The organism is Vreelandella rituensis (genome assembly GCF_003336665.1).
In the GTDB taxonomy this organism is placed as follows: Bacteria; Pseudomonadota; Gammaproteobacteria; order Pseudomonadales; family Halomonadaceae; genus Vreelandella; species Vreelandella rituensis.
Window position 1 is genome coordinate 42,153 of record NZ_QPIJ01000001.1, and the last position, 13,576, is coordinate 55,728.

Annotated in this window: 15 protein-coding genes; 8 read left to right on the forward strand and 7 right to left on the reverse strand. The window is 53.9% G+C overall.

The genetic code is table 11. The features are described from left to right. Positions 1–115: 115 nt before the first annotated feature. A complete protein-coding gene (locus DU506_RS00280; protein ID WP_114484954.1) occupies positions 116–439 on the forward strand; it encodes an ArsR/SmtB family transcription factor in 324 nt (107 codons plus the stop codon). Here the strand turns inward: DU506_RS00280 and DU506_RS00285 are convergent. After that, a complete protein-coding gene (locus tag DU506_RS00285; RefSeq protein ID WP_114484955.1) occupies positions 436–744 on the reverse strand; it encodes a hypothetical protein in 309 nt (102 codons plus the stop codon). The genes DU506_RS00280 and DU506_RS00285 overlap by 4 nt on opposite strands. Before the next feature lie 165 nt (positions 745–909). Between DU506_RS00285 and DU506_RS00290 the strand changes: the two genes are divergently transcribed. The 4 genes from DU506_RS00290 to DU506_RS21870 all read left to right on the forward strand — a co-directional run bounded on the left by DU506_RS00290 (position 910) and on the right by DU506_RS21870 (position 4,503). Beyond that, complete coding sequence (locus DU506_RS00290) at positions 910–2,022, forward strand: phosphoadenosine phosphosulfate reductase domain-containing protein (protein ID WP_114484956.1); 1,113 nt, start codon at positions 910–912, stop codon at positions 2,020–2,022. 92 nt (positions 2,023–2,114) lie between these two features. Further along, positions 2,115–2,312: a hypothetical protein gene (locus DU506_RS00295; RefSeq protein ID WP_114484957.1), complete on the forward strand. Its 198-nt coding sequence runs from the start codon at positions 2,115–2,117 to the stop codon at positions 2,310–2,312. Positions 2,313–2,896: 584 nt separating this feature from the next. Next, on the forward strand, positions 2,897–4,258 hold the full coding sequence (locus DU506_RS00300; RefSeq protein ID WP_114484958.1) for an IS1380 family transposase: 1,362 nt from the start codon (positions 2,897–2,899) through the stop codon (positions 4,256–4,258). Next, positions 4,252–4,503: a hypothetical protein gene (locus DU506_RS21870; RefSeq protein ID WP_147273695.1), complete on the forward strand. Its 252-nt coding sequence runs from the start codon at positions 4,252–4,254 to the stop codon at positions 4,501–4,503. Before DU506_RS00300 ends, DU506_RS21870 begins: the two co-directional genes overlap by 7 nt. A 381-nt stretch (positions 4,504–4,884) precedes the next feature. Here the strand turns inward: DU506_RS21870 and DU506_RS00310 are convergent, their stop codons facing one another. Next, entirely contained in the window at positions 4,885–5,253 is a 369-nt protein-coding gene (locus DU506_RS00310; RefSeq protein WP_114484960.1) for a hypothetical protein, read from the reverse strand. 200 nt (positions 5,254–5,453) lie between these two features. Next, on the reverse strand, positions 5,454–6,230 hold the full coding sequence (locus DU506_RS00315; protein WP_114484961.1) for a glyoxalase superfamily protein: 777 nt from the start codon (positions 6,228–6,230) through the stop codon (positions 5,454–5,456). A 299-nt stretch (positions 6,231–6,529) separates the two neighbouring features. On the opposite strand from DU506_RS00315, the gene DU506_RS00320 reads away from it, so the two are divergent. Then, positions 6,530–7,204, forward strand: a complete 675-nt coding sequence (locus DU506_RS00320) for a hypothetical protein (RefSeq protein WP_114484962.1) — start codon at positions 6,530–6,532, stop codon at positions 7,202–7,204. Positions 7,205–7,259: 55 nt separating this feature from the next. After that, positions 7,260–7,790: an NUDIX hydrolase gene (locus DU506_RS00325; RefSeq protein WP_181870645.1), complete on the forward strand. Its 531-nt coding sequence runs from the start codon at positions 7,260–7,262 to the stop codon at positions 7,788–7,790. 88 nt (positions 7,791–7,878) lie between these two features. On the opposite strand, the gene DU506_RS00330 is transcribed toward DU506_RS00325, so the two are convergent. Further along, complete coding sequence (locus DU506_RS00330) at positions 7,879–8,673, reverse strand: hypothetical protein (protein ID WP_114484964.1); 795 nt, start codon at positions 8,671–8,673, stop codon at positions 7,879–7,881. 631 nt (positions 8,674–9,304) lie between these two features. On the opposite strand from DU506_RS00330, the gene DU506_RS00340 reads away from it, so the two are divergent. Continuing rightward, the gene (locus DU506_RS00340; RefSeq protein ID WP_114484966.1) at positions 9,305–9,640 is read left to right on the forward strand and encodes a hypothetical protein; all 336 of its coding nucleotides are present in this window, start codon (positions 9,305–9,307) and stop codon (positions 9,638–9,640) included. Between the two features lie 255 nt (positions 9,641–9,895). On the opposite strand, the gene DU506_RS00345 is transcribed toward DU506_RS00340, so the two are convergent. From DU506_RS00345 to DU506_RS00355, 3 genes are all read right to left on the reverse strand, one after another. Next, the gene (locus tag DU506_RS00345; protein ID WP_147273696.1) at positions 9,896–10,981 is read right to left on the reverse strand and encodes a hypothetical protein; all 1,086 of its coding nucleotides are present in this window, start codon (positions 10,979–10,981) and stop codon (positions 9,896–9,898) included. A gap of 40 nt (positions 10,982–11,021) precedes the next feature. After that, positions 11,022–13,079, reverse strand: a complete 2,058-nt coding sequence (locus DU506_RS00350; protein WP_114484968.1) for a hypothetical protein — start codon at positions 13,077–13,079, stop codon at positions 11,022–11,024. Between the two features lie 279 nt (positions 13,080–13,358). Further along, on the reverse strand, positions 13,359–13,565 hold the full coding sequence (locus DU506_RS00355) for a hypothetical protein (protein ID WP_114484969.1): 207 nt from the start codon (positions 13,563–13,565) through the stop codon (positions 13,359–13,361). Positions 13,566–13,576: the final 11 nt, after the last annotated feature.

The window sequence follows — 13,576 nt, forward strand, 5'->3', positions numbered from 1 at the left end:
ATGTTGAAGATGTTAATACAAGCGCTTCTGCATATTCTGATGCTATAGTGACCCTATAGCTTTTGGCAACTTTACTGGCTGATGACCAAGCCATTCAAGAACAACAGGGGTGATCATGAATAACAACGAAATACGCTATGCGACGGATATGGCAAGCGCCACGATGCGGGCGATTGGCAACGAAAAACGCCTATTGGTGATGATGGCCCTGGCCAGCCAGGGTGAACGCTATGTTGGCCAGCTGCAGGCATTTTTGGCAAAGGTCGGGGAGCCGCTGAGTCAGTCGGCGCTGTCCCAGCATCTCGCCATTCTCAGGGATGCCGAGGTGGTCAAGGTGCGCCGTGAATCCCAGGCGATCTTCTACAGTATCAATGAGAAGAGCGATGTGCGGGCCGTGCTGGAAGCCCTGGGCGTGCTTGGTTTGGCAAAGGACGTTTAGACTGGCTTGCGCCAGACAATGCGAGCAGCCCGGTAGAGCTTGTGATGCATAAAGGTCAAGGGGGGATGGTGGCGCTGGTTATGGCGGGTAAGCCACACATCGACCAACACCAGCGCCCCGATGAACGAGAAGGGCGCCATCAACCAGCCGGAAGGCCCCAGGGAATTGCCAAGATGGAAGGCGGTGCCAATGACCGCCGCAATCAGCAACGGGCGGTAGACTGCGACCGGCAGGTGGCGGTATCCCAGGGCTGTTACCAGCATGACGCCCCCCAGGTAGAGCGGGTAAAGCGATGCGGCAGTCATGGTGCGCTCCTGGTCCATATCATGTACCCCCAAGCATAGCGATTTCGCGGGTGGGGCGCCAAAGAGCGTTGCATCGATAGCGGAATATACCCCATATATAGATTGAATGTTACCCATATATAAAGTATCCTGTGTTTATCGCTCAACGACACACAGGTTCTCGCCATGACTGTTTCCTCACACGCTTTCGATGACGCTTTCGTGATCCCCGCCTTGCGCCAGCAGCTCGACATGCTGGGTGGGTTCGAGGCTAGCAACGACGAACAGAATGGCGTGTATTTCTCCGCGCCTGAGATCGACCTGAGCATCTATGACCGCATCGTTTTGGCATTTAGTGGCGGTAAAGACTCGATAGCTTGCCTGCTGCATCTAAAAGACCTCGGGGTGGACATTAGCCGTATCGAAATGTGGCACCACGACGTCGACGGTCGCGAAGGTAGCCAGTTGATGGACTGGACATTCATGGCCGACTACAACCGCAAGCTCGCTGATGCCTTCGGTATCCCGCTGTATTTTTCCTGGCTCCAGGGTGGCCTGGAGGGTGAGATGCTCAAGCAGAACGACTACAGCCAGCCGCACAAGGTCGAAACCCCTGAGGGGCTGATCACGCTGGAGCGCGACACCAGCCGCACCAAGCCCAGCACCCGCCGACGCTTCCCCCAGCAGGCTGCATCCTTGGCCACCCGCTGGTGTTCGAGCGCTCTGAAAATTGACGTGGGCCGCCGTGCCCTGACCAACCAGAGCCGCTTCAACAATGGCAATACCCTTTTCATTACCGGTGAGCGTCGCGAGGAAAGCTCTGGCCGCGCCAAATACATGCAGTTCGAGCCGCATGCCTGTGATCGCCGTGGTGGTCGGCTGGCTCGCCGCGTCGACACTTGGCGGCCGGTTCTCCACTGGAATGAGGAGCGTGTTTGGGACGCCCTGCGCCGCCACGGTGTGATCGCACCGGTGCCATACCGCCTGAGCTGGTCACGCTCAAGTTGCATGACGTGCATCTTCAACAGCCCGCGTATATGGGCCACCATCAACCAGTATTTCCCCGAGCGCACGCGCATGATCGCCGATTACGAGCGCGAGTTCGACAGCACCATCAGCCGCAACCGGATCAATGTCGTGGATCTGGCCAGCCAGGCGCAGCCCATGGAGATAGACGACCTTGAGGCGCTGGAGCAGGCGGGGCGCAGCGAGTACAGCTTGCCGGTGCTACTGGAAGAAGGGCAACGCTGGGTAATGCCGGCCGGTGCCTTTGGCAAAGAGGGCTGCGGGGCGGTGTAGGCCGCCCAGGGGCGGGGCGCGAGCCCCGTCACCCCAGGTAACTCCGATGAGCGAAACCAAACCAGCAAGATTTAATCAGCGAGGCAACGACCATGACGACAGCAAAAAAAATCCACGCGCAGGGCGGCTACGAATTCTTTGCACGCTTTGATCAGGAAGCCGAGGTCTACGAGATTTTCACCGAAGAGGAATGCGAGGGGTATATCGGCGTGGCCGATGGCCTGGCGGATGCCAAGGAAGTGGCCAAGGCGCACGCCGCTGAAATGGCTGGGATAGACGGCAGGGAGTGACCCCAGAAGCCAGAGAAGTACCCAGGGCGGCCAAGCTGCCCTGCTCCCACCCAACCCCCAGATTGATGCCGCTTAGCCCCAGGAGGGCGTCTGTAGGGGGTTTCACACCGGCTGGGTTGTGGAGGCCGGCGCCATCAATGTCGAAACTGTCAAGATTAACCCTGTCTGGCGCATTGCCGGTTAAGCCATGACTGTCGATGTGGCCAGCAAAGGGCAATTGAAAAAAGGTATTATGATAGAGGGATCGAATGTATTTAGGTTCTTTGAGTTTCTATCCGATCAAACTACTCGGACGGCGGCCACGCCATGAAAATCTCTTTGTTAGTTTTTCTGTAGCAGCCACCACGATAGCTACCTATTTTTCCGGTCTCAGACAAGGGCGAACTCGATCAAGACACTCTCCGGGAAGGGTTAAAGGAGTGGGTAGATAAATTCAATGAAAGATGGTCAACAATGCTATTCGCCTGGGCAGGGTTGAAATGTTGACAGATACCTGAATCCGTGAGACTGACCCCCTGCAGTACTTCTAACCCCCTGATCTTCATGGCAAGATAGCGGGCATCGCCATTCACCCAGACAGTTCCATGCCCAACATCAAGTTCCGCACCAGTCGCCGCACCCTCACCAGTCACGCCGGGCTATCCATCATCGGGCAGTGCGTCGAGATCGCGGGTGTCGACAGTATCGACAGCCGCTTCCCCACCACGCTGGGCATGCGCACCAGCGACGTGGTCAAGAGCTACCTGGGCCTGTTGTGTCTGGGCATGAGCGACTATGACGCCATCGAAAACGTCCGCCGCGACAAGCCCTTCCAACAACTGCTGACCCTGCAGAAGGTGCCGAGCACGGCGACGCTGCGACAGCGGCTGGACAAACTCGCCGCCAACGACCTGCAGACGCACACCGCCAACTGGTCCACGACGCTGCTGTCATTGGCGGAGGCACCGATCACCGCCGAGACGACGCATGTCTGCCTGGACATCGACACCTTCGTCATGGACAACAGCAACTCAAAGAAGGAAGGCGTTTCGCGGACCTACAAGAAGGTCGACGGCTACACCCCGATCGCCGCCTATCTGGGTAATGAAGGGTGGTGTCTGGGCCTGGAGCTGCGTCCCGGCAAGCAGCACACCATGAAGGAGAGCAACGCTTTCCTGGAGCGGGTGCTGCCCCGCGCCCAAGGCCTGACCGATCAGCCCATCCTGCTGCGTGAAGACAGCGGCTTCGACAGCCAGGCACATCTGGCGCTTCTCGAACAGCAGCGCCAGGCCTTTGCCGACGAGGGGCGCAGGCTCGACTATGTCGTCAAATGGAACCCGCGCGGCTCGGCCACGGCCGATCAGGACACCTGGCGGGCAGTGGCGGCGGACTATTGGGAAGAGCTGCGCCCTGGCAAACGCCAGGCGCTGTGGGCACAGACTGTCTCAGTCCGTGACGACAACAAGGTCGAATACATCGTCAAGCGCATGATGCGCCTGGTGGAGCGTACCGCCGATCGCGATGGCCAGCTGCTGCTCGAACCGGCGTATGAGCTGGAAGGCTGGTGGACCAGCCTGGATGAGTCGCCGGAGGCGGTGATCAAGCGCTATCAGGCGCATGCCACCCACGAGCAGTTCCATAGCGAGATCAAGACCGATCTTGACCTGGAGCGGCTACCGTCGGGCAAGTTCTCCACCAACGATCTGATCCTGCATCTTGCCCAGCTGGCCTACAACATCCTGCGATTGATGGGACAGCTGGGCATGACCGGCGAGCTAAGCCCGGTCCGCCATCCCGCCAAGCGGCGCCGGCTACGGACGGTGTTGCAGGAGTTGGTGCATCGTGCGGCTCTCGTGATTCACAAGGCGCGACAGATCATCCTCGACTTCGGGCAGGACATTGGGCGCATGACGGTGTTGAAAACCCTGCGACGTCGCCTGCGCTATCCGCGAGGAACGCCATGCTGATCGCCTGTCGGATAAAGCCACCCAGCAGAGGGCTGATGGTCACCAGCGGCCAGCATCACCGAGCCCGGCGGATAGAAATGCCTGACAAAATGGGGCATCGCCGCCGGCCGACGCAGCAAGGGTCGGCCATGGCCAACATGCATTCGGCGATTGAGGCGGGATCGGAGGTCAAAAAATGCTCGCTGGCGGTGATAGGGAAAGTGTCGGCGCCGGCTTCACGGATTCAGGAGATAGGCACATCCTGACCCACTACACCATTACGGCTTATCTCGAAACCGTGTTGGATAGGGATCTGATCATGCTCGATTTAAAAGCCGTGGTGAGGAAGGAAATATGCTCCAGCAAAGGGATTGATTACCTTCGGCGCTGGATCACGTATACCGCCTCCTATTCGGGCTCGGCTGACGTTCAAATAGGACAGTCTGATGTCACTAATGCTAGCTGCCAGCAAGCTGAGGCAGCTGAGAGTTAATCTAAACATGTTGTGACATGGCGTATTGCTATCGGTACTGGTGGGGGGTGACCCTATCGGAATCGAGATAACCTCCTTCAGAAGCAGCCGTCCCTAAACAGATTACGACTTGAAGATGGCTGCTGGGATGTGTGTCTCGTTATTTTGGGACGAGTTAAGTTTCTGACAGATCACTGCTATTAGAGTCCTTTTGGAAGTCAAGGGCACCTGCACGCTGTTGGGCTTTGAGCAGGTTGATGGTTTCGTTGCCGTTTGTCTTTGAAATGAAGATTAAGTCGCAAGAATTGATGTAGATAGAATTCAAGATACCGAAGAATATACCTATCAAGAGAAGGGTTGCGATCGCCATGGAGGCACTTCCCCATATCGGGAAGTGGGGAGTGATGCCGAAACTGGAAGGTATTGCTGCGGAGGCTTGCCAAGCAAAGATAATGACAGCTCCAGACAGGAAGACTATCGCTACCCATATTTTGAAAATCCAGGCTTCCCATTTTTCACGGTTAGGGCATAAAAAATTATTCACGACCGGCCTCCATGCGAATATAAAATAGTATCTTTACTATGATACTACAATATATAGAAAGGATGTTTCGTAAGCAAAGCTAAAGGCCAATCTGTAGTGCTTGGAAACTAGCCATATGATTGCTCCTTCTTTGCGGGTGTGACTCCATCGGAATCGAGAGGGCCTGCGTCAGCAGCAGGCCTCAGTCTGCCGAGTGCTCTCTACCGCGTGTGCTTCAAGGTCATCGCGAGATAGCCAAGCTGGGTATCGACCCTGTAACGCGCCAGCAAGGCCTCGGCTGACTCGAATGACTCTTCTTGCTTGCCGATGACCGCCTTCAATCCGGCAACGGTATCCATCAGGGCGTTGAGTTTGGCTTGCAGCGAGGAAGAAAACTGTTCGCGCTGCGGCCAGAACCGCTCGAGAAATGCCAGATCCACACAGGCCCAGTCGTCGGGTAACGGCTCCCCGGTTTCCGTGCAAACGTCTTCGATCGCGCTCTTGAGCACGCTCGCGTTCCTTCCCCACTGAGAGAGTGCCAGGGCTTGTGCCTGGGACTCGAGAGTTGCACGTGACGCGGCAAGGTAGGCCACTTGTGTCAAGGCCTCGGCATGGGGGTCCCTCGAGCTATCCGGGGGTGCGGGCTGGGCTGGCGCGGGTGCATTGCCCTGGGCCGCGACGTCCGCCTGGGCTTTGGCGACGTTCCAGCACTTGTGTCCGTCCTCCCGGGCGACAAGCTCCAGGCATTGGGTATGCGACAAGTCGGCGCTATGGAGATCCACCAAAGCATGACGCAAATGCTTGGCTCGCGCCTTGAGGTGACCGACCCCGGCTGGGCCGTTGGCGTCAGTCCCGCCACTGGGGGCATCCTCAAGGGTGACAAGCTCTATGCATTGGGGGAAGGAGAGCGCCAGGTGGTGCCGCTCCGCTAAGGCGAAGCGTAAGTGCTGGGCGCGGGGGTTGGTGCGATCGACGCGAGTGGCGTATTCAGCAGTCATGAAAACCTCGTTTTGGCTTGTGAAGTCACGTTGCTCCCGTTGACGCGCTCGGCCACGAAGTTAGTAGCGAGGTTGCTGAGATCACATTTGCCGTGCGGGAAGTGCCGCTGGGAGCTGCCGGTTGTGATCGACCAACGCCAGCCTAAAAGCAAACGACGGGGGTGGCAAGCGATAAACAGATTGTTCAGGGATACCTACGCACGTTCTAAAAAAGGTACAATGGTGTAGGTATCGGAAAGAGTGCCTAATACTAAAACCATTCGATCGGCAGGGCTGGTCGTGCAAGAGGAACCGTTGAGATGAAGAAGACGTTGATTGCCGCGAGCGTAGCTGCCGCACTGATGCTGGTCGCCACTGGCGCTCAGGCGTTCGAGGACAAGGTGTCTGTCGGCGCTGTTGGCGGCACTACCGGGGTGGGTGCGGACGTTAGCTGGCGCTTTCACAAGAATTTCGGGGTGACCGCTCGCTATACGGGTGGGTTCTCCTTCGATACCGACTACGACACCGATGAAGCCGTTTACGATGCGGATCTGGATATCAGTGTCGGCAGCCTGCATTTCAACTTGCATCCCTTCGGCGGCGGCTTCTACCTGGCGGCAGGGGCGGCTTTTCCGGATATCGAGTCTAACGCAACGGGGACTCCCAAGGCCGGCGCCGAGTATGATTTCAACGGCCAGCGGTATTCTGCTGCGGATGTCGGCAGCCTGAATGGCCAGATCACGATCGCCGATGGCGTTCAGCCATACTTCGGGATGGGCTGGCGCTCCACCCATACCAACGGCTTCGAGCTGTTCTCCGAGGTGGGCGTGTTCCCGACCAGCATCGACGTGGCACTGTCGACTTCCAATAATTACGAAGGCCAGAATGCCGAGTTCTACGAGGATCTGCGCCAGGAAGAACGTAACCTGAAAGACGATGCGGATGCCTTCTCGGTTTACCCCGTCTGGATGATCGGGGTTTCCTACACGTTTTAATCACCGCTAGGCCGCTTCTGTATTAAGCGGCCTTTTTTGGATGGAAGTAGTGCTTATGGTCGTGTACGAGAATCCTTGGTTTCGGGTGATGCGCGAAGACGGCTTTCACTTTGTGGATGAGCCCACATCAAAGCAGGGGGCGGCGGTCTTGCCGCTGGTGGGGAATAGCCTCTGGTTGCTGCAGATGCACCGTCCCGCCCAGAAGATGGCGATGACCCTTGAGGTACCCAGGGGCTATGCCCATGAGGGGGAGACCTCACGACGCTGCGCGGCAAGAGAGCTTCAAGAGGAGATGGGGCTTTCGATAGACCCCCGGTCGCTGCAGTACCTGGGCAAGGTGAGGCCCAACACCGCAATCATGACCGCCTGCATCGACCTGTACGTGGCGCGCTTTCACGGTGATGTAGTGGTCGGGCAGCGAGACAGAGAGGCGTCTGGGCTTGCATCGATTCCTCTGGAGAGATTGCCTATCTGGCTGGGGGAGGGCCATGTGCAGGATGGTTTCACCCTGGCGGCCTTGAGCTACTACTTCGCTGCACAGCGGATCACAGCCGCCGCCTCGCAGGTGACAACGCCGGTCGCCTAGCTGGTGGCCTTGCGGCCAACTCGCTATCCGCTCAAGTCGGGTGTGAGTTCCAAGGAAAAGCGCCAGCCACGCTGGCGCCGTATCCATTTTAATTCAGCGGCTTGCTGGCCATCAGATCTTCCATCGCAGTTCTGAAGCGGCGAACATACTCGGCGAAGGTCATCAGACCATCCGGCCCGCACAGATAGTCCAGATAGTGATCAGTCAAATCCTCGCCTGCCTGCCTCTCCATTCCCGCTTCGACAATTGCCTGAGTGAGTATTTCGTCCAGCTTGAGTTCCGCGGTCCTTGAGCCGGTGACGAGATGGCAGCCTCCATGGCCGTCATTTTTGGCGTGTAGTGTCATGCCGTCAAAGGTGATGGTGCAGACAAAGGCAATGGTTTCCTCGGACATTTCCTTGAATGTCTTGAGTTTGCTAATCACTTGGCCGAGCGCTTCGCAGTCCTCGACCCGCGTTGATGGCGAGATATGACTGAGGGGGAGGCTGGACTCCGCTTCCGTATCTTCGATAAAGAACAGGAAGGTGGGTTTTGCGCCACCCTTTAGGCAGCGCAACCGGCTGCCCTCCGGCAGGGTTTCACCGTCTGAGAAGGTATACGGCTTGGTCATGATGGCGAAATCACCCTTACGGTACTGGGTGGCCCCACTGATGCCCAGTTCGCGCTTCAATGCCTCAGTTTCGGCGGGGCTTGCTGGCTCAAGAAAGCGGCCAAGGGCGACTGGGCTGCCGGTGACGCCGCCCTGTGATCCTTCGAGGGTGGGCTTCTTGCCACCCTTGGAACAGATGACCACTTCGCCCTTGTGGATCTGTACGGAGCTACCCACTTTGATGTCGCTAATGGCACGGTAGGCGGTGTTTTTCGTGAATGTGATTGTCATCATGGCGGTTGCCTCTATCTGATTGCGGTTGCAGGTTATGTGCTGGCACTTGCGTGGCCATGAGTTAATCATTACACATATATGGGTGCAGCGCAACCCATATATAAAGAGACGGAAAGCCTCGCCCGTGATGCGTCAGCGCTTAGGGAGAGGATCATCCATGGCAATTTACTTGAAGCAAGCGGAGCCTGCTATTGCGGTTTGGCTGTTAGGCGCTTCAGCGCTTCCGCGCAATCCATCACGTCGCCAGCATTGAACAACATTTCCGTTTGCCTAATACCCGTTCGCTGGAAGGGAAGCGGTGGCGCGACGCCCCTGAGTAGTTTCTCTTGGTGAATAGCGTCTTTGAGCTCTGTCACTCGAACGTTCAGGAGGCGAGCAGCGTTGGTGATGCCTAGCCGGGTCTTTCGAAAATCGTCCATAAATTGTCCTAGTTGGTAGTGGTGTCATTGTACCAAAACCGACTGATCTTCTGTGCTTATATCCTTGCTGGCGGGCACTGTGGTTTGCCGTGAGAGTCCAGGTTAATTGCTGTTACTGGAATAAGGGTTGCCCCATAGTGTCCGCACCCAATGCAGGCGGTCCGCAGGGGATGCTAGAGTGCCAAATCCAACGAACAAAGAGTTAAGCCAGCATGGATGATCACCAAAGAAGCGAACAAATAGCCGAGATTCACCGCTGCTTTTCGCTGAGTCGTGCCAACTTGAGAGAAATGCGAAAGACACCCTATATTGCGGGTGTGTTTTCTTTGATTCTTTTGGGTACGTCGCTACTTTTAAGTATGAAGGCTATACCGGTGAGTGCGGGGCTTGCGATTGTTATTGGGGCTATCCTCCCCATGGGGATCGTGTTCACAAACTTCTTCACCAGGTCTCGACAGTGCCGAAAAGCACACAAGAGAGCGCTTTTGATCACCGAAGAGCTTGGTATTGATCAAGGCGCGGAAGACAGCCGCGCGGGTCGTGATTAAGGAGCGAAAGTTGCCAAAAGTTTCGGATCGCTACACCTATCGGGTCACCTGGTCGCAGGACGACCAGGAGCATGTTGGGCTATGTGAAGAGTTTCCAGGCCTCAGCTGGTTGGACGCGAGTCCGGCGCTGGCCTTGCAAGGTATCCGGGATACCGTCCGATCGTGCGTTGAGGACCTACGGCAAAGCAGTGAGCCTGTTCCCGAGCCTGTTGCGCCTTAGCAAAAAGCCGAGTAACCCGCCGTCTGGCGGGGGTGTCAGAGACTTCTTTTGGTGACTTTTTGGTACATGTCTACCGCCTTCCGGAACTTTTCAGGCTGAAGCACACGATATGCAGAAGCATCCATGGTGTCCGCGATGTGGCCTATGATCAAGTCATCTAAAAATCCAATATCTGAACGCTGCTTGACGCTATTGAGCGTGGCTTCAGCAAATTCACCTGAGGATCTGTGTTTATAGTATTTCAGATTTTGAATTCCTTCTCGCATATGGATCTGAGTCAGATAATGAAGGTAACCACGACGACTAGTCACATTCCTATTAAAAAAATGCTGATTCATCAATGGAGTAAAAAACGCTGGTTGCTGACTACTAAGCTTATGTAGTGCATACAAATCGGCAAAGGATTCCAGTATATAATGATTATAGAGACTATGATCCTGACGTCTGTTAATTAACATCTCAAGTGATTCTTGATCGTAAACATCGATAACAAGGGAAATTCTTTCAATTATGTCACTATCTTTTACCTTCCATTTCCAGCTTGGCATTGCTCCCTGAATGCAGTGACCGATTTCATGATTAAGAAAAAATTGCGCACGATAAGAAGGTTTTTGATCAATATCTCCTTCTTCGTACAAATCAATAAAGTCCTTGTATGAATTCATGTCTTGCCCCCATATGAAGCATATATGAGATGAAAGTAATCGACTGGTCAGTCGGACATTTTTTCCCGTGCCAAACTCGATACTTTTAATTTTTTTATAATAATTAAGTCCCTGAGATGTAAACACCTCTCCCATTGCCTGCTCATCGCCATGCCAGGCGGGTAGTATGGTCATGGTTTTGCCATACTCAGCCGACAAACTGTAACTAAGCTCTTGGAAATAGACGCTTTCGGGAGTATCCCCTGTAAAAAGAGACGCTGTTCGAAACCACTGCTTGTATGACCAGAAACCAGCGATCGCCAGGGTCAGCGCAATGCCCCCTACGACAAAGAGGTTGATAGGTTTCTTTTGTTGTCGGCGCGAAGGCTTTTTTTCTGGTCGCCCAGAGGCAAATTCCGCTGAACCACCACATGACATGGCCACGTACTTCATTTGCTCTTCTCTTTTCTTATCCATATTCTTCCCAACGGTGCTTGGCTGACTAAAGAAAGACGGCTTACTTAGCAATATCCGGATACATGGCGTGATGGACAATCTCAAGATTGTTGAGACCAGTCATCTCCAGCATCCCCTGCCCAACACCGTATAGGACGGGCTCAACCACATACAGCCAATGCTGAATGAGTGCCAGTACGGATGACTTTTCATCTAGTGCCATAATGTCAAGGCGCAGGTTGACCGGCATGTCGTCCAAAGGAAATAGGATAAAAGGAACCAATATTACAGTCGCAATACCAAGGACAAGTATCCATGAAGCCACAGATCGATAGTCATGCTTCCCCTTTGAGTAGCAATAGATTAGCTCGTTAATCAGTAGAGGAAGTTTTAACAAAGCGACCAAGGAAAAGAACATGCTCATCATCAAAGCAATCGGTGGAATAATCGCCATGCGATAGGCACTTAATCCATCCTCGATTCCCTGAGGTGTGTTGACATAATCTTGGGGTTTCCGCGAGTAGCGAGCATATAGTATGTCGAATTGAGTCTGTGCGACATCCGCCATCACCTTTCTGTAAAAGGTGTTCACATCCATATCAATCTCTAATTTGCTGGAGTAAAATCCGCCTGTAATCTCACGAATATTGTCCGCAATGCCTTTGACCTGGATGAAGTCACTAAAACTCATATTGGGTACTAACGTATCAAGCGCGCTAACGGAGGTTCCAGCTACCTTAGAGAACTCTTGACGCCATGCATACAGGCTCTTTTTCTTGATGGCGTCGTCGATATAGCGACGGGCCATGATAGAACTTCCGCCAAATGTCGTGTCAAACGATCTATCCAGTCTGATGCCTGAAGTGCTTTCGATCTTCTCGCGCATCGCCCGGCCAGTCTTTTTATGAGTCAAAAAGTCCTCATAGGTACTTATAGTGACGGGATATCCTGCCGTTTTTTTGGTGTAATAAAGGTCGTAGTTTCTCCAGTCCCAAATGAAGTCAAATAGCTGTTCACGACTAGGGTTGCAGCTACGCCCGATTCGTCCGGTCCCCCCGCAATAAATAGCAAAGGGATTCGGATTGCCAGACACTTCTATTCTATTCACCTCACCATTAGGTCTCTCGACAAGTTTATGGCCAAAAATCTCGCTACGCTTCAGCTTTTTTAGAAACGCAGGACTTTCTATCCTATGAAGTGTCAAGCTATACTTTTGCTGACGAGCGTTAGTGTAATAATTGTAGAGAGAGCCAGAAACATTGCGACGTATATGGCTTACAACAGAATCACGTTCGCGTTTGATGGAAGGTCCAAGTTTGATCCATGAGTCGCGCAGCTCATTACGCGCAGGAATCCATATCTTATTGAACTCTGCATCAGATATGCCTCGCGAATTATATGTCGCTTTTCGGCTGGCCTTTAGATAATCATCATAGGTGGCTCTTAATTGAGGCTCGTATTGTAGATATGACGCATAGGTTTCATCCATCGCCGACATGGCGTGAATGGATGTGTAGTAAATCAGGCCTTGTTTTGCACCCTTCGCCTCAAAAGGCCCGGAATTAAGGTTTTGATTCCTAAGGCCCTCGTGCATGGACCCTACCAATGGAAAAGAAGCCAGGTAGGTCATAGCTTCTGGATGATGAGGGTCTACCATCATCTCCTCACGATATGGAAATTTTCGAGTGAAGCCAGACGCATGCAAGCGCTTTGCGTAATCCATTGTGACAGCGATATAGCGATCTTCGGCATTTGACTGTTTGACAAGCCCTTGCTCAATTAACGTCTCCGTTGCGAAATAGAAAATAGGCCCTATGGTAACCAACGCCAGGAAAAAGGTAAGCATGGCGCCCTTAATGGTAAATGCATCAAGCCCTCGTATCTTGGCACTAAATACGCCAAATAGAGTAATTGTACAGCCGACACTTGCTAAAACTCGGCCAAATAATTCGACTTGATGGAACTTTTCGTCATCGACAGTAAAACCACTAGAAACATTCAGCAGCATCGCGTTAAACATAAACTCAATGACTACATAGAGAAGAATAAAAGCTAGAAAAAACCAGATCCATATCCGATAGTTTCTCTTTTCTTCGGCAGATATCATAAATGGGCGCATGTAATTCCCTTTGAAAACGGTGTGCTTAGTTTATTGGCGCCACAATGGACTACAGGAGATAGGCGGGAGGACCGTCGCCTTCCCTGGCTTAGCAACCCTAGAGCAGCAGTGCAGAGGGAGCCGGCGACTGGGCCGGGCCAAAGAATACCAGATAGTCCGTTGTCTCGGGCTTGCATGCGTTAGGCCTTGATTCCCTTCGAAGTTGGGAAATGTCAGCCGGGAAACCGGTAACGTTTGGTTTGGGTACCCTTTGGGACGCTAGAAGATCACTCTATTGGGTCACTTCCGGCGTGGTTGTGGTGAATCGTTAATGACTCGGTTAACGGGCTCACCGTCGCGGGAGGTGCCAAGCATGGGCTTCTGGCCATCCTCCAGCACCCAGGGCATGACGGTACCGCAGGCGTGACAGACTTTCTCATTGAGGCTCGAAAAATGTCGCAACACCTTGCTATCGCAATTCCAGCAGGCTTTGGTCGTGCGTTTCATCTTGTTTTTCC

Coding starts and splice junctions, on each gene's coding strand:
- DU506_RS00350 (WP_114484968.1), bottom strand. CDS start 13,079: ATGCGCCCATTTATGATATCTGCCGAAGAAAAGAGAAACTATCGGATA.
- DU506_RS00330 (WP_114484964.1), bottom strand. CDS start 8,673: ATGATGACAATCACATTCACGAAAAACACCGCCTACCGTGCCATTAGC.
- DU506_RS00320 (WP_114484962.1), top strand. CDS start 6,530: ATGAAGAAGACGTTGATTGCCGCGAGCGTAGCTGCCGCACTGATGCTG.
- DU506_RS00295 (WP_114484957.1), top strand. CDS start 2,115: ATGACGACAGCAAAAAAAATCCACGCGCAGGGCGGCTACGAATTCTTT.
- DU506_RS00345 (WP_147273696.1), bottom strand. CDS start 10,981: ATGGATAAGAAAAGAGAAGAGCAAATGAAGTACGTGGCCATGTCATGT.
- DU506_RS00290 (WP_114484956.1), top strand. CDS start 910: ATGACTGTTTCCTCACACGCTTTCGATGACGCTTTCGTGATCCCCGCC.
- DU506_RS00325 (WP_181870645.1), top strand. CDS start 7,260: ATGGTCGTGTACGAGAATCCTTGGTTTCGGGTGATGCGCGAAGACGGC.
- DU506_RS00340 (WP_114484966.1), top strand. CDS start 9,305: ATGGATGATCACCAAAGAAGCGAACAAATAGCCGAGATTCACCGCTGC.
- DU506_RS00285 (WP_114484955.1), bottom strand. CDS start 744: ATGACTGCCGCATCGCTTTACCCGCTCTACCTGGGGGGCGTCATGCTG.
- DU506_RS00300 (WP_114484958.1), top strand. CDS start 2,897: ATGCCCAACATCAAGTTCCGCACCAGTCGCCGCACCCTCACCAGTCAC.
- DU506_RS21870 (WP_147273695.1), top strand. CDS start 4,252: ATGCTGATCGCCTGTCGGATAAAGCCACCCAGCAGAGGGCTGATGGTC.
- DU506_RS00280 (WP_114484954.1), top strand. CDS start 116: ATGAATAACAACGAAATACGCTATGCGACGGATATGGCAAGCGCCACG.
- DU506_RS00315 (WP_114484961.1), bottom strand. CDS start 6,230: ATGACTGCTGAATACGCCACTCGCGTCGATCGCACCAACCCCCGCGCC.
- DU506_RS00355 (WP_114484969.1), bottom strand. CDS start 13,565: ATGAAACGCACGACCAAAGCCTGCTGGAATTGCGATAGCAAGGTGTTG.